This is a genomic window from Paenibacillus sp. FSL R10-2788, from assembly GCF_038003885.1.
Lineage (GTDB): Bacteria > Bacillota > Bacilli > Paenibacillales > Paenibacillaceae > Paenibacillus_AQ > Paenibacillus_AQ odorifer.
Genome location: NZ_JBBOQA010000001.1, coordinates 2,274,714 through 2,292,160, shown reverse-complemented (window position 1 = coordinate 2,292,160; position 17,447 = coordinate 2,274,714). Strand labels below are relative to the sequence as shown.

23 protein-coding genes are annotated in these 17,447 nt (G+C 45.2%); 5 read left to right on the top strand and 18 right to left on the bottom strand.

Annotated elements, in window-relative coordinates; all coding sequences use genetic code 11:
* Positions 1-35: 35 nt before the first annotated feature.
* The 7 genes from NSQ50_RS09900 to NSQ50_RS09870 form a co-directional block, all read right to left on the bottom strand.
* Positions 36-287 carry a hypothetical protein gene (locus tag NSQ50_RS09900; RefSeq protein ID WP_076143316.1) on the bottom strand — a complete coding sequence of 84 codons (252 nt, stop codon included), beginning with the start codon at positions 285-287 and terminating at the stop codon, positions 36-38.
* Positions 288-397: 110 nt separating this feature from the next.
* The gene (locus NSQ50_RS09895) at positions 398-1,606 is read right to left on the bottom strand and encodes a M14 family metallopeptidase (protein ID WP_076223271.1); all 1,209 of its coding nucleotides are present in this window, start codon (positions 1,604-1,606) and stop codon (positions 398-400) included.
* Positions 1,607-1,912: 306 nt separating this feature from the next.
* A complete protein-coding gene (gene racE / locus NSQ50_RS09890; RefSeq protein WP_036689641.1) occupies positions 1,913-2,719 on the bottom strand; it encodes a glutamate racemase in 807 nt (268 codons plus the stop codon).
* 255 nt (positions 2,720-2,974) lie between these two features.
* Complete coding sequence (locus NSQ50_RS09885) at positions 2,975-3,454, bottom strand: YtxH domain-containing protein (RefSeq protein WP_076223273.1); 480 nt, start codon at positions 3,452-3,454, stop codon at positions 2,975-2,977.
* A gap of 100 nt (positions 3,455-3,554) precedes the next feature.
* Complete coding sequence (locus tag NSQ50_RS09880) at positions 3,555-4,220, bottom strand: helix-turn-helix transcriptional regulator (protein ID WP_038569796.1); 666 nt, start codon at positions 4,218-4,220, stop codon at positions 3,555-3,557.
* A gap of 58 nt (positions 4,221-4,278) precedes the next feature.
* A complete protein-coding gene (locus tag NSQ50_RS09875) occupies positions 4,279-4,719 on the bottom strand; it encodes a DUF86 domain-containing protein (RefSeq protein WP_038569794.1) in 441 nt (146 codons plus the stop codon).
* A 207-nt stretch (positions 4,720-4,926) separates the two neighbouring features.
* Positions 4,927-5,214 (bottom strand): Dabb family protein, encoded by a 288-nt coding sequence (locus NSQ50_RS09870; RefSeq protein WP_036689213.1) that lies wholly within the window; start codon positions 5,212-5,214, stop codon positions 4,927-4,929.
* Positions 5,215-5,378: 164 nt separating this feature from the next.
* Between NSQ50_RS09870 and NSQ50_RS09865 the strand changes: the two genes are divergently transcribed.
* Both NSQ50_RS09865 and NSQ50_RS09860 read left to right on the top strand, forming a co-directional pair.
* Complete coding sequence (locus NSQ50_RS09865) at positions 5,379-5,963, top strand: helix-turn-helix domain-containing protein (RefSeq protein WP_036679391.1); 585 nt, start codon at positions 5,379-5,381, stop codon at positions 5,961-5,963.
* Between the two features lie 151 nt (positions 5,964-6,114).
* A complete protein-coding gene (locus tag NSQ50_RS09860; protein ID WP_038569792.1) occupies positions 6,115-6,918 on the top strand; it encodes an MBL fold metallo-hydrolase in 804 nt (267 codons plus the stop codon).
* Between the two features lie 112 nt (positions 6,919-7,030).
* Here the strand turns inward: NSQ50_RS09860 and NSQ50_RS09855 are convergent, their stop codons facing one another.
* The 10 genes from NSQ50_RS09855 to rpmG all read right to left on the bottom strand — a co-directional run bounded on the left by NSQ50_RS09855 (position 7,031) and on the right by rpmG (position 13,833).
* Positions 7,031-7,666: a class I SAM-dependent methyltransferase gene (locus tag NSQ50_RS09855; protein ID WP_038569790.1), complete on the bottom strand. Its 636-nt coding sequence runs from the start codon at positions 7,664-7,666 to the stop codon at positions 7,031-7,033.
* 3 nt (positions 7,667-7,669) lie between these two features.
* Positions 7,670-8,035 carry a hypothetical protein gene (locus NSQ50_RS09850; RefSeq protein WP_076223275.1) on the bottom strand — a complete coding sequence of 122 codons (366 nt, stop codon included), beginning with the start codon at positions 8,033-8,035 and terminating at the stop codon, positions 7,670-7,672.
* Between the two features lie 16 nt (positions 8,036-8,051).
* On the bottom strand, positions 8,052-8,822 hold the full coding sequence (locus tag NSQ50_RS09845) for a GNAT family N-acetyltransferase (RefSeq protein WP_081386874.1): 771 nt from the start codon (positions 8,820-8,822) through the stop codon (positions 8,052-8,054).
* Positions 8,800-9,234 carry a DUF6157 family protein gene (locus tag NSQ50_RS09840; protein ID WP_080742457.1) on the bottom strand — a complete coding sequence of 145 codons (435 nt, stop codon included), beginning with the start codon at positions 9,232-9,234 and terminating at the stop codon, positions 8,800-8,802. The genes NSQ50_RS09845 and NSQ50_RS09840 overlap by 23 nt, the downstream gene beginning before the upstream one ends.
* A gap of 149 nt (positions 9,235-9,383) precedes the next feature.
* Positions 9,384-9,653, bottom strand: coding sequence for a 30S ribosomal protein S14 (gene rpsN, locus NSQ50_RS09835; RefSeq protein WP_038569786.1), 270 nt, complete (start codon positions 9,651-9,653; stop codon positions 9,384-9,386).
* Positions 9,654-9,679: 26 nt separating this feature from the next.
* The gene (locus NSQ50_RS09830) at positions 9,680-10,699 is read right to left on the bottom strand and encodes a metal ABC transporter substrate-binding protein (RefSeq protein WP_076223278.1); all 1,020 of its coding nucleotides are present in this window, start codon (positions 10,697-10,699) and stop codon (positions 9,680-9,682) included.
* Entirely contained in the window at positions 10,689-11,555 is an 867-nt protein-coding gene (locus NSQ50_RS09825; protein WP_036679378.1) for a metal ABC transporter permease, read from the bottom strand. Before NSQ50_RS09825 ends, NSQ50_RS09830 begins: the two co-directional genes overlap by 11 nt.
* The gene (locus tag NSQ50_RS09820) at positions 11,501-12,208 is read right to left on the bottom strand and encodes a metal ABC transporter ATP-binding protein (protein WP_038569783.1); all 708 of its coding nucleotides are present in this window, start codon (positions 12,206-12,208) and stop codon (positions 11,501-11,503) included. The genes NSQ50_RS09825 and NSQ50_RS09820 overlap by 55 nt, the downstream gene beginning before the upstream one ends.
* Positions 12,209-12,426: 218 nt before the next feature.
* Positions 12,427-13,635 carry a GTP-binding protein gene (locus NSQ50_RS09815; RefSeq protein WP_036679375.1) on the bottom strand — a complete coding sequence of 403 codons (1,209 nt, stop codon included), beginning with the start codon at positions 13,633-13,635 and terminating at the stop codon, positions 12,427-12,429.
* Positions 13,636-13,683: 48 nt separating this feature from the next.
* On the bottom strand, positions 13,684-13,833 hold the full coding sequence (gene rpmG / locus NSQ50_RS09810) for a 50S ribosomal protein L33 (protein ID WP_076098468.1): 150 nt from the start codon (positions 13,831-13,833) through the stop codon (positions 13,684-13,686).
* Positions 13,834-14,036: 203 nt separating this feature from the next.
* Here rpmG and NSQ50_RS09805 point away from each other — a divergent pair, with 203 nt between their 5' ends.
* Genes NSQ50_RS09805 through NSQ50_RS09795 form a run of 3 tightly spaced genes read left to right on the top strand, consistent with a single transcriptional unit; the run spans position 14,037 to position 16,977 of the window.
* Positions 14,037-15,065, top strand: coding sequence for a CobW family GTP-binding protein (locus NSQ50_RS09805; RefSeq protein WP_036679372.1), 1,029 nt, complete (start codon positions 14,037-14,039; stop codon positions 15,063-15,065).
* Positions 15,062-16,051: a permease gene (locus NSQ50_RS09800; RefSeq protein ID WP_038569780.1), complete on the top strand. Its 990-nt coding sequence runs from the start codon at positions 15,062-15,064 to the stop codon at positions 16,049-16,051. The genes NSQ50_RS09805 and NSQ50_RS09800 overlap by 4 nt, the downstream gene beginning before the upstream one ends.
* Positions 16,052-16,101: 50 nt before the next feature.
* On the top strand, positions 16,102-16,977 hold the full coding sequence (locus tag NSQ50_RS09795; protein WP_038569778.1) for a TIGR03943 family putative permease subunit: 876 nt from the start codon (positions 16,102-16,104) through the stop codon (positions 16,975-16,977).
* Here NSQ50_RS09795 and NSQ50_RS09790 read toward each other — a convergent pair.
* A complete protein-coding gene (locus tag NSQ50_RS09790; RefSeq protein ID WP_256719396.1) occupies positions 16,970-17,440 on the bottom strand; it encodes a NusG domain II-containing protein in 471 nt (156 codons plus the stop codon). The two genes, NSQ50_RS09795 and NSQ50_RS09790, sit on opposite strands and share 8 nt — an antisense overlap.
* Positions 17,441-17,447 lie beyond the last annotated feature (7 nt).

Genomic DNA, 17,447 nt, shown 5'->3' with positions numbered 1-17,447 from the left:
CTCTGAAGTTCTTGTCGAAAATGTGTGGTGCGATCCTATTCACCCTGCTGAAGTGCAGGATATTTCCGCCCCATTCGTGACACGAACCAGCCCATCAGCAGCATGGTCACTCCAATATCATCGATCGGAATAAATGGCATGAAGTCCGGCAAGACCCAATAGAGCAATACTGGAATTGTAAATAACAGCTTGTCCCCCATTGCTACTTTAGGGGAGCGGATGTATTGCCAGGAGCTACTGAAGATATGGGACCATTGTTTTAGTGACAGTATTTTTTTCAGTTTCATGGTGACCCTCCTCCCAAGTAAAAAGGATACAGCCGCGGATAACGTGTAGTGACGACAGCGGCCATACCCCATGTTTTATTTTACGCAAGTTTACTGCAAATGTTTCATAATTATTTCACATTAGAAAGGAGCGTTGCCAATATAAGTCCTGTTTCCAAGGCCATATCTTCAAAATCTGCTAGTGGCAGCGGATTTTTGCCGATCCCCAGCTCCACCGTAAATCCAGGTTTGCGGAAGGTCTGAATAAACCAATCCTTATATCCGGCATCACTTCCAGTCAGCTCCACTGCCCGGTAACTGCTCGCAACTGCCAGCTGCGCGGCTAATTCACGGCTCTCGGGAGGTTCATACCCCCGGTAGTTCCAATAAATCTCTCCTCCTTGGCTATGCAGAGACACTGCAGCTTCGCCAGGCGCTGCCTCAGCCAGGGCAGCCAGAGCGGCTGCTTCTGGCTCACTCAGCGGCTCAGGGCCGCTGTAATCCCGCGGTGAGGGCAGCCTTACTCCCCGACGTTTCCGCTCCTCTTCCCAATGAGCGGGAAATTGATCCCCAAGATCCACACCGCGGATGTTAGCTTTCCAATGCCGGAAGCTGCTTCGTCCACCATTCCATTTCATGAGGTCATCATAAAACGGATGGTCTGGCAGAACCCCTTCCTGAACCAGCTCCACGCCATCTGGATTAGCCATAGGCACGACCCATAATGTCCAGTTTTGGAACCAAACCTCAGGACTGTGTCCATTCCATTCCAAGCCTTCAGCATAAGCTGCTGCATACTCCTCTATGAAGGACATCAAGCATGGCGAAGTCAGCCATTCATTGGCATGCAAAGCGGCGTTAACATGCAGATGACGAGTGCCATTCCCGATCTTGAGTACATGGAGCGGCTTGCCGAGCACGCTCGTGCCTATTGTGGCTGCTTGTATAAACGGGTATTGGACAAGCAAGCTGTCAATGTCGCTCTCAACCTCAGCCGGACCGTACTCCCCGCGCAGAAACACCACGCGGTCTGGAATTGGGGGTGGAATGACAAGTATTTTTCCAGGTGTACAGCAGCGCCCTGAGGTCACACCAGGATTAAGCTTCTCCAAATCCTCTAAATTCACCTTAAATAATGAGGTTATCCGTTCTGGAGTGTCCCCTTCCTGCACAGCATACCTTTTACGCGGCGAAGATGGCAGAAATAAAACCTGACCTGGGTATAAATAAGATTGTCTCCCAACCCATGGATTACCTTGAATAACATGCTCAGGAGTTAATCCATGTAGAGCGGCAATTCGGCTTACGGTATCTCCCCTGTTTGCAATATATTGTCGCATTAGGTCTCATCCTCTCGGCCTTAAATTGCTGATACAGCAATACAAAAACAGCGGCATACAGCACTTAACTCTATTGTATGCAAGCGCCACTACCCGGCATGAAGGAGAAATGAATCACAAGAAAAAACAACGTCATCGCCCTTTATAGATGGCAACCGTTTCTCATGAAAAATAACGATATTACAGTTCCGCAGCATATAAGTGCTTATATTTCAAAAAAACAGACTGGGAAATGTGCTTTCCCAGTCTGTTTTTCTTTTACACTCCCATGGAGTTTGTCCCTATTCAATTCAACATTGCTCCTGCTTATAACGTGGATACTTGCCACACTACTGGGGTGCGTCTAATTTGTTCTCCAAGCCAGTCTCGCGCGATGCTTTGAAACATCTCAGCATCACCGCTGCAGAAAAACTGGTGAATTGGACTTTCATCCCCGATGGACAGCTTGCCTTTATCATATAAAATTGTGCTGATCTCACGAGCGGTCTCATCTGCAGAACTGATCAGCTTGACTCCCGATCCCATAGTCTCACCAATGGGTTCTACAAGAAATGGATAATGAGTGCATCCTAAAATTAAAGTATCGATGTTAGTGTCTTTAATGCCTTCTAGTGCCTCTTCTACGATATCGTAACTTTTCTCTGAGCGGAACTTGCCTTGCTCGACGAGTGGGACAAGCGCTGGACAGGCTTGACTTACAACCTCAACAAAAGGGGACAACTGCTTTAATGCGTTAGTATAAGCACCGCTGTTGATAGTTCCTACCGTACCGATCACGCCGACATGTCCGCTTTTGGTTGCGCTAATTGCTGCGCGGGCTCCGGGATGAATCACCCCAATTACAGGGATGGAGACCTTAGCTGAGATATAATCGAGTGCCGCAGCTGTTGCGGTATTACAAGCGATAACGATCATTTTAGGATTAAACTGGATCAAATAATCTACAATTTGTTCAGTAAACAGTTGTACTTCCTCGGTCGAACGGGGTCCGTACGGAGCTCGGGCAGTATCTCCGAAATAAATGATCTTCTCCCGCGGGAGTTGCCTCATCACTTCTTTGACAACTGTTAACCCTCCCACACCTGAGTCTAATATTGCTATAGCTTGCTGCACGAACACACCGCTTCCTTCTACTTGTTTTGTGTAGCTTATGTAAGGTGAAAACAAAATGTACCTGGCTTTCAGCCCCAATTGCAGATATTACTCCTTTTGCCCTCTGAGTTCAAGACTAGTCTTCTTCCATCATTTAACAAGCGGGTGCAAACTAATTAAAAAAGCCACCCTCCGCCCAATGCGAAAAAGCGGCTCTATTATAAGAGAATGAGTACTCTTTTACCACTGAAACAGAGGATTTAAACCACGGTTCCATTATAGAATTTCTTTATTAACCTTGTCATCTTGAACGACTTCTTCAAGGCTGGCTTCTTCACTTACATCTTCACTTATAGTGGCCTCAACCAACTCAGTTTCCACTTCCAAAGTGGCAGCAGCCTCTTCAACAGCTTCTACAGCGTCAACTGCTTCTACAGCTTCTTCTGTAGCGATGCCGCTGACAGTTACTGTAATTTTTTCTTCTTCATCAACAGCATTCGCACATGATTTGCTCCATTCCCGAACTTCATGTACTACTTGCCCAATCGAATCTTTTGCCTTGTCATAAATCTCAATGCTCTTATCTCCCGCTTGAACGGCAAGTTCTTGAACCTTTTCAATACCAGCGGTAGTTCCTTCTGCAATATCCTTGCGCAGCTCTTTACCTGGTTTAGGCGCGAACAGCAATGCTGTCACCGATCCAACCACACTGCCGACTAAAGCGCCCCATAATAAACCTTTGGTGTCCTTTTTCATCGTTTCATCTCTCCTTTAAATTCATTGCTCCCCGCTCTACCGGGCTAATGCCTATATCTGCTATATCATAAGCAGCAGGGGATTGTCTTGTGACTAATTATTATAACTTTTCAGAAGTTTTGTCTGTAACATTTTTGGGTACGATAGCGTAGCGGCAGCAATGGCCGCCCTCTGCCATACATTCATTACGTGTTACCTTAGCATCCAGCAGTTCTTCGAAAAGACTATGCTCACATTGGCAAGCCTTACGATACTGGGTAGCCACTTGGCGAATCGGGCAATTGTACTCCCTTATGACATATGAGCCATCCTCTTCGCGGTTCCATTCTGCCATATATCCACCGGCATTTTGGATGGAAGATAATTCGGCGACGCGTTCTTCCAAATTGCGCCGTTCCATCATCGGAGCATACTGAGCGAGCATCCGGCGGCGGCGGCCTTCAAATAATGTATTAACAGCATCCAGTCCACTGCCGTAATCCAATTCACGCAGAAGCTCCAAAGCCAAGTTGTGATAACTTTTTGGAAAATATTCTTCGGCTCTCTCCGTTAATGAGTACATATGTAAAGGCCGCCCCATCGCTTGCCGGACCACTTTTGTCTTTGCAAGCCCTTCTTGCTCCAGCTGAAGCACATGACGACGGACACCCATCTCTGTAATTCCCAACTCTTCTGCCAGCGCGCCGATGGTCAGTGTTCCTTTCGTCTTCAGGAGCGTCATAATCATTTGTCTTGTCGATCCGTTTTCCTGCCCCATCTTCATCATAAAGGAACCCCTCTCTTTCACGGCTATCGCCTATTCTATGTGATTCTATCCTATGCTATTATAGCGGTACACTGGCTCCAAGCTCCTGGTCCAAATATTTCCGTACCTCAACGGCAAACTGCTCAAGCACTTCCGAAAGAATGGGGGTAAGTGGATGCAGATCACCTCTCTCCCAGGCATAATAATCCTGAACGAGTGGCTTACGCAGAGCAACTAATTCTATCAATCTTTCATAAATCTCACTTTGACCTAGCACTTTCTCTTCATGAATAATAGAAATTATATCCTCATAACTTCCAGCATCACGCATAATAAACCCGTCAATGAGACAGCTACCAACGTCTGTTACAACCTCTATTGCCAGATGGAGGCTGCGTTCCTGTATTAGTCCGGTTAGTGTTGTACCATCCCAGGAAGCTGCTACAGTCCGAAGACCAGCGGTAATATCAGGGATTTGAGCAAGAATGGTTTCGATTTGATTGCGGTTGACATAATACACAGCAATACCCCCATATCGATAATAGTTAGAGAATCGTCCTAATCTCTACTTACCGCGTTTGCCACGGCGTTTCAGCCAGAAGAACATTACGAAACATGCTCCGAGAAAAACGACTAAATAAGTTAACGCTTCCATTGGATACTCAAGCTCACGCATTCCTGTCACCGCTTCCGGTATAAAATGATGATACTATATTCAAGCAGCAGCTTAAATTTCGTAATCTACAGCAATTGAGAGCTCTTTGACTTCATTAATGTGAGCAATAACTTCTTTATGAGCCGGATGAACCTGATACGCCTGTAAATCCTCTAGAGAAGCCACTTCTGTGACTAGAGCAATATCAAAGGAACGATCGGAATGAATGATGTCAGCACCCACCTCGATGGAGAGAAGCTGCGGAATCTTGCCTTCCATATTACGCAATACCGCTACCGTTGCCGCTACGCTTTCTTCGGACCGATCTTTTAATTTGAAAAACACAATATGTTTGATCATTCTATATCGCTCCCTAATGTAATATTGTAATTAGATATTAAAAATATATCATAAGCGTAGCTGTTCTGAAAGAAACTTAAACAGTGTTGTCAGAAATAGCAGCATTAACCATTGCCGATATACCAGAAAGTGTTGTAGTATATTTTTAAAAAATCGGAGGAATTATGCCTAATAACCAACAAGAAACTCATAATATCCAGGCGTGGTCTCTGATCAATCGCAAATACCTTGGACAAGGCGTTCGAGTCAAAAGATTTCGCCGTCCAAAGCGCAGCCAGATTAGAAACCGTGTGCTGCTTGCTGTATTGATGGCTAAGGATATCAAGCTGTCACGACTCGCAGAAGAGCTTGGTATATCCTCACGCAGTGTAAGCGCTTGGGTATACGAAGGTCGTATCCCTTCCAACAATAACATTGACAAGACCTGCCGCCTATTGGGGTACCCACCCCACATTCTGTTCAATGAAGCATTGATTCGTCAAAGCCCCATTGTATGTCAGCCTACACCCTCACGATTTATGAAAAGAAGTATTACCAGTTCACCGCGCAGCAATGTTATCCTGACCGGACTTTGTATGGTTTACGATTTCTCAGTAACGGATGTAAGTATTTGGATAGGCGTCCATCCCGGAACGTTTCGGAAATGGCTCCACAACAGCCATCTGCCGACCCCTGCTCTGCAGGAAAAAGCCGAAGCTTTCTTTCGGATTCCACGCCATATTCTATTTGCAGACTGCGGAACGCTCTAATACAATCCTCTCACAGAACACGTTTAACACAGCCCTTCTTCAAGAAATCATGAGAAGGGTTATTTGCCATACCTTTTTTTCTTAAAAAGAGGTCATACTACTGTATGTAGATACATTGTGTAGTACTAAAGAACGGGTCAGGAGGCGCAAGATGAAACTTAACGGAATACTGTCAAAGGGCTATACCGATACTTGGAATGTGGCCCCTGGTGTCATTGGACTTCGCACTATGTTTGTAAATGTCGCATTAATTGGCCAGCCCTCTTCGGATTGGGTTCTTGTAGATACTGGTCTTAGCTCATATACAGGCAATATTATTGATTTTGCTACGGAGCATTATGATAAGCCTCCGGTGGCAATTATCCTGACGCATGGGCATTTTGACCATATTGGGGGTGTGAAAAGGCTTGTTGAGGAATGGAACGTGCCTGTATATGCTCATCCGCTAGAACTACCTTTTCTGACAGGTAAAGAAGATTACCCTCCAGCCGATCCGGCCGTAGGCGGCGGGCTTATGAGCATGATATCCCCTTTATTTTCACATCATGGCATTGATCTTGGTTCAGCCGTTCACCCCTTGCCGGAAGACGGGACTGTCCCTGGTGCGAAGGGCTGGGAATGGATCCATACCCCTGGACATAGTCCCGGGCATATCTCCCTGTTCAGGCCTGAGGATAGAGTCCTGATCGCTGGTGATACGTTCCTTACGGTCAAACAGGAATCCGTATTTGCAGTGGCTACGCAGCATCAGGTGGTGCATGGCCCACCCTCTTATTTCACGACAGACTGGGAAGATGCCGAGAAATCAGTCCGTACCCTTGCCTTGCTGAATCCACATCTTGTTCTTTCGGGACATGGAGTACCCATGGAAGGTGAGGAGCTGTCTACCCAGCTTGCTCATTTATGCAAAAATTTCAAAGAAATGGCGCTACCGGGTCAAGGTAAATTTGTGTAAATAAGGTATTCCTGATCATCGAGCAGAGGTCTAGGGAAAAAGTCCCTATAATTCATTTGATATAGCCGATTCTACGGATATTCAACGAAATTATAGGGAGTTCCTCCCTATATTATTTGCTAAGTGCAGATTTACGTGCGACTATATATCTCAGTATGTATTGATGGTTTTTTCCAAGCGGCCCACATAAAGTCTCCACACATGAGCCGGTCGTAATTATTTTCGTACCTGCAAAATGTTGTCTTAAATCTTCATCACTAAAAAAATGGGCATATTTTCCCTCTTTGTATTCGTAGGTTCCCGGTTCCAAAAGTGTTCCACAGCCGTTGTTCGCATCCTCATCGGAAAAACTGGTAAAATAGAGCAAGCCATCCGGCCGCAGCTGTTCCAGACAATTAGCTACGAGCCTGCGGCGATCCTCTTCGAGAAATAAATGCAACACGTCATAGCAGTAGACAGCATCAACCTGTACTTCAGAAATAGTATCTAATACGGAACCTGAGATAAAATGGCTCTTGGGATCCCATTCTGCCGCCATCCTTAACGCATCCTCGCTTAACTCAACGCCTAAGGTCTTAAACTCATCTGAGAACACCTTCGTATTTCTTCCGTATCCCGCACCCGGGACTAAAACTGATTTCACGTCATATTGCCGAAATATCTCCCTTGCTGCCTGGGCTGTAGGACTAGGTTCACTCCCCCAGATCATGCCTTCCTGAGCAAATCTTCGACTCCAGTATTCGGACATAGATTAGACCTTCTTTTTAAATTTATTCGCTAATTTCATCGCAAGGAATTGAGGGATCAGGTTTAGCATACTAAAAAATAAAAACGATCCTGTAGGTCCAAGTGGTTTGAAAAACGTCCCGTCCCAACCGCCTTCTCCTGACAATTTGCTAATAAAATAATACGAAACAAACGCAGAAGCGATATTCCCAATGACTACAGCAATTATATTATTAGACCATTTTCCCAAAAAAGCTATTAGCGATGTTATGACGATCATCATTAAATAACCAACCATTGAACCATTATTGAAATCTTTATCCATCGCGAAATATACAAATGGAAAATAGTACACACTAATGATCAGGAGATTTAATCCTAATTTTCTCACCGCATCCCCTCCTCAGCTAGTTTTTCACTCTATACCAATACTGATAAATCTCCTTAAAACCCAGCTTGTCATACAAGGCTGAAGCCCGCGTATTCGCTTGCACAACTTGCAGAAAGGAAGTTGTTGCTCCCTTTGCTCTACCCCAATTAAGCAACGCTAGCAGCAGCTGTTCCGCCATTCCCTTTCTACGATGAGCAGGGGAAGTGACAATATCATACAGACCCAAGTATCCATTCTGAATCACACCAAGTCCGCAGGCGGCAGGAACACCATGATTAAACAACAGGACATAACCCTGCTGCAAATGTGATGCAGACAACATTCTAGTTAAGGTTTCCCGGTTCTTGCCAGACAACCCGGTAAGCTCACTGAAGGCGTGCAGCCACTCTTCAGTCAAGCTCTCCTGCATCTGAACCGTATAACACAGATCGGGGCTCGCTAAGCCCCCCAGATCAAGAAGCCTTACCGATGAAGGCTCGACAATTGTATAATCGCGATCCGCAAGCATCTCATCAAGCTTTGCCGGCTGGATATAGGGGGTTATTTTGAACACTGGCTGTAGTCCAGCATGCTCATAATACTGCTCCGCAAGCTTGATTTGTTCTGCGAGATCAACCTGAGAGCTGTCAGCCCCGTATAATGGATTGACCGAATTGGCCCTTTTTGTATAACCAGCTGCCGTACGTAGAATCCAGCCCTGCAGGAGAACGCTCTGCTCCGCAGGCCAAGTATTAAGTGTGATTTCTTCTATGAATTTATACAGCTTATTCCTCTCCTCTTGAAGCACGTTTGTTACGCATCGCAGGCAGTAATTTCACAGTTCCCTCCTCTTGGGAAGTGAAATAGTCATATTCGGGAGACTCTTTGCCATAAAGAGCTATTTTACCCTCACCGTTATAATGAACACCCCAACCAAACCGCTTCGGCAGCAGTGAAGCCCTTAGACAAGGATGATTTTTGGAAAATAGCTCGTTCCATATTTGTTCCTTACGGGCCAAACGTTCTTCCTGTGGAATTTGTTTATGGCGCACATGAACCTCGTACAGAAGTTCTTCATGATTGTATTTGTAGGGCTCATTAATTAACAGTTCATATTGAATCACATGTGCAGGCGGGAGCGTTCGGCAAGACATCGGAGGAACTCCGATTTCCTCAGGGCAGTCCTCTGCTACACGAATAAAAGTATCGGTATAGCTCATTTGCATCACCTCCATATTAAATAGAAATATATTCCTTCTATGATAAATCATTTTCCTATTCTTAGCATAGCCGAATTTTCTAAAGTCCATGATGGATGAGCAGCAAAAACGGCCAATCCTCTAAACTACGGAGGATTGGCCGTTCTCATTTACCAACTCGACTTGGTAATACCCGGAATCTGGCCTTTATGCGCCAATTCGCGGAATACAATTCGGGAAACATTAAATTTGCGCAAATAACCTCGAGGTCTGCCAGACACTTGGCATCTATTTTTTTGACGAGTTGCGGAGGAATCACGTGGCAGCTTTTGCAAAGCCATATAGTCCCCTTGTTCCTTTAGTTCTTTTCTTTTAACAGCGTATTTGGCGACTAGTGCTTGTCTCTTCAATTCTTTCACAACTTTAGATTTCTTGGCCATGTTCGTTCTCCTTCCATCCTTTAAATCTACTCGTTCAATGCACTCTTCAAGGCTTCCAGGTTCTGACGCATGATTCCTAAATAATCCAGGTTTTGACTGCGATCTTCCTCTGTTAATCCTTCAATTGGGTTTAGAACGGCTGCTTTGGCACCAATCTCTTTTGCTATTGTGTCTGCCACACTGGAGGATACAAGTGTCTCGAAGAAAATCGTCTTCACTTTATGCTCTTTCGCAAACTCCACAATCTTACTCATATTTGCGGCAGAAGGCTCCTGCTCCGGAGATAGTCCGGCAATCGGGACCTGAGTTAATCCATACTGCTTGGCAAGGTAACCAAAAGCCGCATGCTGAGTGATAAAATCCTTGCGTTTAGTATCCTTAAGACCGTCCTTAAATTCTTGATCCAGTTGCTCCAGCTTAGCTACATAAGCATCTGCATTTGTCTTAAAATCCTCGGCATGTTCAGGTGCGGCAGCAGCTAAAGCTGCTTCAATGTTACGCACTTCTTGAATGGCTAGTGTAGGATTGAGCCACACATGCGGATCTAATCCACCGTGATCATGCGAATGCTCTTCATGAGCATGTTCTCCTTCTTCATGGTGGTGGTCAGCTTCTTCCTCTTCCGTGCCTTCCATGATGTCCAGACCCTTGCTCGCTTCTACAGTAATTAACGGAGTGCCAGATACACTTTCCAGCACCTGGTCTACCCAGCCTTCCATTCCTGCGCCATTATAGATCAGCATATCCGCATCTGAGATTTCTGCCATATCTTGTGCAGTCGGTTCCCAATCATGGGGTTCGATTCCTGCCGGTATGAGTGCTTCCACGTCCGCCAGATCTCCTGCCACATTTTTGGTAAACTCGTAAATTGGATAGAAACTGACTTTAATATTTAGTTTAGATGACTCTGGAAGGGCTGTGGCTTCTGCGGCTCCAGAAGCATTCGTAGTAGTAGAAGAATTACTGGCATTATTATTACCGCAACCTGCGGCAATAAGTAACGCGGACAGGGACAAAATGGCTAAATGATGGATTCTAAATTTCATTGAGAGTTGTAACTCCTTTTCTGGAAATAGATTTATGAATTCGCCGACGATTTCTAAGTCGGATCAGCTTCTGTACCAAAATTGCGATTAATAAGAACGATAGCAGTATAAGAGCAATCGTCCCACCAGGCGGTGTATTGATGTAATACGAGGCACTTAGGCCACTAAAAACGCCGAGTAACCCTACGCCAATTGATATCAATATAGCTGTCGTGAAACCAGACGCTATACGCAAGGCAATCGAAGCTGGCAAAACAATAAGCGCTGAGACTAACAGCACTCCAACAACTGGCATCGCAGCAGCTACTGTCATTCCAGTTAGTACAGCAAACGAAAATGATAACCAGCCCACATGAACTCCACTAATACTAGCGGTCTCTTCATCAAAGGTCAGATTATATAAAGATCTGCGTAACACAATAAAATAGACCAGACCGATTACAGCAACCGCAGCGATAATCTTTAGTTGAGTGTCGCTGACCGCAACGATGGAACCAAACAGATAGGAACTGAAGCTTTTACTTAAATTCTGCTTTAAGCTCATAAGTACAACTGCCAATGCTAATCCAGAGGTCATAATAATAGCTACCGGAAGCTCGCTATATGTACGATAAGAACGTCGAAGCTGTTCGATGACAATACCACCGAGAATCGCCACCATGAAACCACTTAGTGCCGGATTAAGCTGAAGTATTGAGCCTAGTGCTACTCCTGCAAGCGAAACATGAGAGAGGGTATCCGCCATTAGGACCTGACGGCGAAGCATGAGATATACCCCGAGCAGCGGACCAATAATGCCAATTAAACCACCGGCCCAAAATGCACGTTGCATGAATTCGTAACTAAACATTGCCAACCCTCATTCTCCTTTCGTTCCAGGCTGATCAACGTATCCAGATAGGAACTGGTCTCTTCCAGGCCATGCGTCACCATGATTACGGTCCGGCCGTGTTCACTGACATCATGGCGCATCAGCTTATAGAACCCAATGCGACTGTCCAGATCCATTCCCGTAGTAGGTTCATCGAGAACCAATATCTGCGGCTGTTGTGCCAATGCTCGAGCGATGCAAATCCGCTGCTTCTGGCCGCCTGACAGTTCTCCTATCTTCCGGTCTCGCAAATGCCACATATCCACCTGCTTTAAACTTTGCTCGACGATCTCGTCCTGCTCAGGTGTAAAGCGTCTAAATAATCCCAGCCTTGGATAACAACCCGAGCGAACCAGTTCGATCACCTTACTTGGGAATCCTGCGTTAAAAGAAGCTACCTGCTGTGGAACATAGCCGATAACCATCTTTCCGTTATCTGATAACTCTTTATTCAACTGAACCGTTCCACTCCATGGACGAAGCAGGCCGAGCATTAGCTTCAGCAGGGTGGTCTTAGCAGCTCCATTGGGTCCCGTTATACCAATAAACTGTCCGGTATGAATATCTAATGAAATGTTATCAAGGACAGCTTCATCCCCATACCCGAACACTACATTCCGCATGGATGATAGGATCATCGTGCCTCGCCTCCCTTCTGACTGATGTTATGTCCATCTCGGATTAAATCGTAAGTATTACGATTTAACAAATTTGATAATATCGTAATCATTACGATTTGTAAACCCAAAATTAAAAATTAATCGTAATAATAACTATTAGACCTCTTTTTCATACAGCAAAAATCCGGAATCCCACCTTCTGGATTCCGGATTTCCATCGCTAATTTACTAAGTATCTATTCCTCAGCAGCCGCAAGGAGTTCTTCAACAGGCCACGGAAGTGGATTGTTGAACTTTGTCCAATCCTGCTTCAGCTCCTCCACCGTCAGCAAACATCTGTCCAATCTGGCTTCGAGTTGTGCCTGATCTATATTTACACCGATAAATACGATTTCATTTATTCTATCGCCCCACTGCTCGTCCCATTTCGCCTGCAGCTCAGGTTCGCTTTCCAGTACCTCCAGCTGCTGATCCTTAGGCATTGTAGCCAACCAGTAGCCAGCAGGTCCGAACTGAATAGAAGGTCCTGCCTGACTTATAGTAGCTGCAAGATCACCTTTTGCAGCTACCCATGCCACACCTTTTGCCCGAACGACCTCTTCCGGCCAGTTGCTAAAGAAAAAACTTAATCTTTGCGGGTGGAAAGGTGTTCTCCGGCGATAAACAAAGGAAGAAATTCCGTATTCCTCCGTTTCAGGGGTATGGGTCTCTTTATTCAGCTCCGCGATCCAACCAGAGGATAAGCTTGTTTTCTCAAAATCAAACAATCCGGTATTCAGAATTTCCTTCGGATCTACTACGCCGTTAATCGTGCGGATCAGCTTGGCAGACGGTTGAAGCTTACGGAGCACAGCTTCAAGCTTGTTGAGTTCATCTTCTTTCAACAGATCACACTTATTAAGCAGCAAGACATCACAAGTTTCGATCTGATCAATAAGCAGATCCACAATATCGCGGAAATCTCCTTCGCCAGCCGTTTGGTTGCGGTCCATCAGACTATCACCAGAAGAGAAGTCATGCCAGAAACGCCCAGCATCCACAACAGTCACCATCGTGTCTAATTGAGCAAGCGAAGTCAAATCAATATCCAACTCGGGATTGGCATAGGTAAAGGTCTGTGCCACTGGTACAGGTTCGCTAATGCCTGAGGATTCAATCAGGATGTAATCAAATCGCCCTTCCGCAGCCAGCTTTTGTACTTCGACAATCAAATCATCACGAAGCGTACAACAGATGCAACCATTAGACATCTCAACTAATTTCTCTTCTGTTCTAGAAAGCGTATTTCCGGACTTCACCAGATTCGCATCCACATTGACTTCACTCATGTCATTTACAATAACAGCTACTTTAAGCCCGTCACGGTTGTGCAGAATATGATTCAGCAGCGTTGTTTTCCCAGAGCCCAAATATCCACTGAGCACGGTAACAGGGAGCTTTTTCATCTATACCACTCCTATCGTTTATAAAATCAAGATTAAAATCCTCCGCCCTTAACGGGTTTCGCGATGTAAGGTTACTCTCTTTAGGCGTGGACAATATTTTTTCATTTCCATACGCCCTGGATGATTTCGCTTATTCTTGGTAGTGGTATAGTTGCGATCTCCTGTCTCCGTACATGCCAAAGTAATGATTACTCTCATCGTTTCCATCTCCTTTTGATCAAATCGTAATAATTACGATTAACACATCGTACACGGTTTATTCACAATCTGTCAACTATGATCTTGTAAAAATTTCAACTCTCTTAATTTTGTGGTCTTTCTGGTGGACAAATTACGTATAGATGGAATTATAAAAAATATGATTCTTGTAATTCCTAGAGAATCAGGCAGGAGTGGAGATCATGAAGATACCAGTAATTATTTTGAGCGGGTTTCTGGGGAGCGGGAAGACAACTCTGCTGTTGTCCCTGCTGAAAGAAAGCAAGGTAAGAGGGCTGAATCCAGGAGTAGTAATGAATGAACTGGGCAAACGGGATGTGGACGGGTATATTCTGCAGGAGCATACCGGTACAGCTGTAACTAAACTGCTGGACGGATGCGTATGTTGTAGCCGTAAAGAGGATTTGGCAGATAGCCTGATGGTGCTGCTGAGAGGACGTCCAGATGCCATTTACATGGAGTTGACCGGCGTCGCCGATCCTGAAGAAATCGCCAAAACGTTGCAGGAAACCCCTCTACAGGATCTGGTGGAGCTGCACTATACCATCACTCTGTTAGATGCGGAAAATGCTCTGGAATATAACAGCAGACTCTCCTCTGACAAACAGCTCGTTCGGACCCTGCGTAAGCAGCTCTCCACAGCTGATCTTATTGTCGTTAATAAAAGCGATCTCGTAGAGCCGGAAACCTTATGGAGAATTGAAAAGGGAGTTCGTAAACAAAATACGGAGGCTGAAATTGTATACACCCATTACAGTGAAATCAACCTGTCTCCGATATTGTCAGGAATAATCCCACGTAAAATTATAGCTCCGGCTCCACAGCGAGCGCCTCAAACCTTCAAAGGAGCATCACTGAAACAAATGCATTCAGAGCATGGGGGAACCGCTGTAAAAGAGCTGCATGAGGAGCAGCACGCTTCTTTCTCGCAGGTAACAGCCATCACGTTAACCATTCCGCAGGTAAGGACAACTATGCCTTCTAAAGAACGCCTAGAGGCCTTCTTCCAAGAATGGGGTGACAACCTGTTACGTGCCAAGGGGCATATTCTTTTGTCCGAACAGGAGCCGGTTCAGCTTGTTCAATATGCGGGGATGCGTACTACCTGGGAAGCCTCTCGTTATCCTGGTATGCCTTATGTGGTGTTCATCGGGATGAATATAGATGAAGAACAGCTGGCAGATCGGTGGTCCGCCTTATTCGAGTTTTGACTACCTTTTCACCATTAAAAATACTGCCGTTGCTCCTCCCGATCTCGTTCCTGATTATCATTGGCTTTGTATGGCTGCCGAATCATCTGGAGCTGCTGGATAATGCATACATCGACACCTTCAAAACCGCTTTTATCGGCATATTGCTGGAAGCCTTGCCGTTTGTATTAGCAGGAGCATTGTTATCTTCACTGCTTCGCGTCTTTATCCCGGATGAAATGATTTCCCGGTGGATTCCGCGGCGACCTCTTCCGGCCATTCTGTTCGCATGTCTGCTCGGAATTATTTTTCCGGTCTGCGAATGTGGAATGATCCCGCTCGTCCGCCGACTTATCCATAAAGGTATGCCTGTTTACGTGGCTATCGTGTTTATTTTGTCCGGACCGATCCTAAATCCTGTCGTCTATGGGGCGACCATGACAGCATTTCGCAGCCACTCGGAGCTGGCCTATGCCCGTATGGGTCTGGCTTTTGTTGTAGCCTGTCTCATAGGTTTGATAATCTACGCAACGGTTAAAAAATCTCCCATCCGCCTAAATGTTCAACGTGAAACAGGGGAAGCTCATCACAATAATTCTCGTGGGGGAAAAATAGCCGCTGTCTTCGTCCATACCTCAGATGAGTTTTTTGAGATGGGAAAATATTTAATTATCGGTTGCTTATTAACCGCTGGCATTCAGACATTTATGGTTCAAGACAGTCTGGCTGCGATCGGAGCTAAGCCGCTGGGTTCATATTTTTTCATGATGGGACTGGCATTTGTGCTCTCACTTTGTTCCACCTCAGATGCCTTTGTAGCTTCCACCTTCGTACATTCTTTTCCATCTGGTGCTCTGCTCGCTTTTATGGTATTCGGACCGATGCTGGATTTCAAAAATTCATTGATGTTGCTCTCACTGTTTAAGACCAAATTCGCTCTTTATTTGTTCTTTCTGATCTTCGCAAGCGTGTTTATTGGGGCGGTATTCATGTCCTTGTGGCTGTAATTCATAGAGGTGGTAAGCTGTTGCTTACAACATGGGTAGGAGGATAGAGCATGAATGACTCTCGAAGCATCCGGTTTCACTATTTGTTAAGGGCGGTCATTCTGCTCGCTTTCGCCCTCTATATCGGGCATCTGGTACAGCAGGACGCTTTGCATTATTATGTAGCGCCCAAGCTGGCACGCTGGGTTCAATTATGTCCAATCCCGCTGACACTTATGGCGCTCAGTCTGGCCGTACAGGCTTTATTTGGCAAGGGTAGTGTTCTCTGTGACTGCGAGCATCGGCTTCCACATTCTTTTTTCAAAAGTACAGCGCTATATGGATTATTCCTTTTTCCACTGCTGCTCGGATTTCTCCTTCCGGATCGCGCTTTGGGAAGTATGGCCGCTGCTAAAAAAGGAATCTCCCTATCCTCCTTGCCCACTGAAGCTAAAAATTCCGCGAGATTCGAGTCCATTGATCCTTACCATGAGGAGCTTACCGAGCTGGCCAAGATCCTTTATGCACAACCTGTGGTCCCAGTTTATTCAGCGATTTTCTCCGAAACCTTAGGTGCCCTTGAGATGTACAAACAACAATTTGCAGGCAAAGAAATTACTATTTCCGGCTTTTTATATCGTGATCAAGGTGAACATTCAGAGAATTCTTTTGCCATAGGTAGATTTCTGGTCCAATGCTGCACTGCCGATGCTACACCCTTTGGGATATTAGTGGATTCCGGCAAACTAAAAAGCCTGCCTACCGATACCTGGATAGAGGTCCGGGGCAAGCTTCAAGTTGTTCCCTATAAAGGTCAAGAAATTATGCAAATTAGTGCTGAGTCTATTACACCTATCAAACAACCCGCAACACCTTACATTTACACCAGTCCTGACTCTATCACCGCATGGAAAGAGTTAGAAGGTTCAACTAAGATTACTAAATAATCGCATCTAGCTCATCCTCATCATTCTCAGACTTATTAGGATTAAATACTTCTACCATAATACGAGCTGGAATACAGATAATTTGCTGTTTGGGTCTTGAGATGAACCCCATTTCTAAAGCGATTCTCAAGGGAGCATCAGAATAGATCATTTGGATTCCATAATCAAACACCTTTAGCGTATTGTGGCCGAATTTCGTTTGAATATCTATAATTTGTTCTTCTTTAGTCAAAGAAACGGTTTTGTACTCTTTACCATCCACCGTAATTATAGCTTTCAAATCCCCTTGCTGATACTGCTCATTGCTGCTGTCCCACCACTTCATGCCATAAATCAAGCCCGCAGCTAACAAGGCTATCACAATAATTAAAATATCCCCGCGCTTCATTGTTAACAAGGTAAGAATCCTTTCATGACAAATAATATACGTAATGATTACGATTAATATCAATATATTAATCATAACCCTA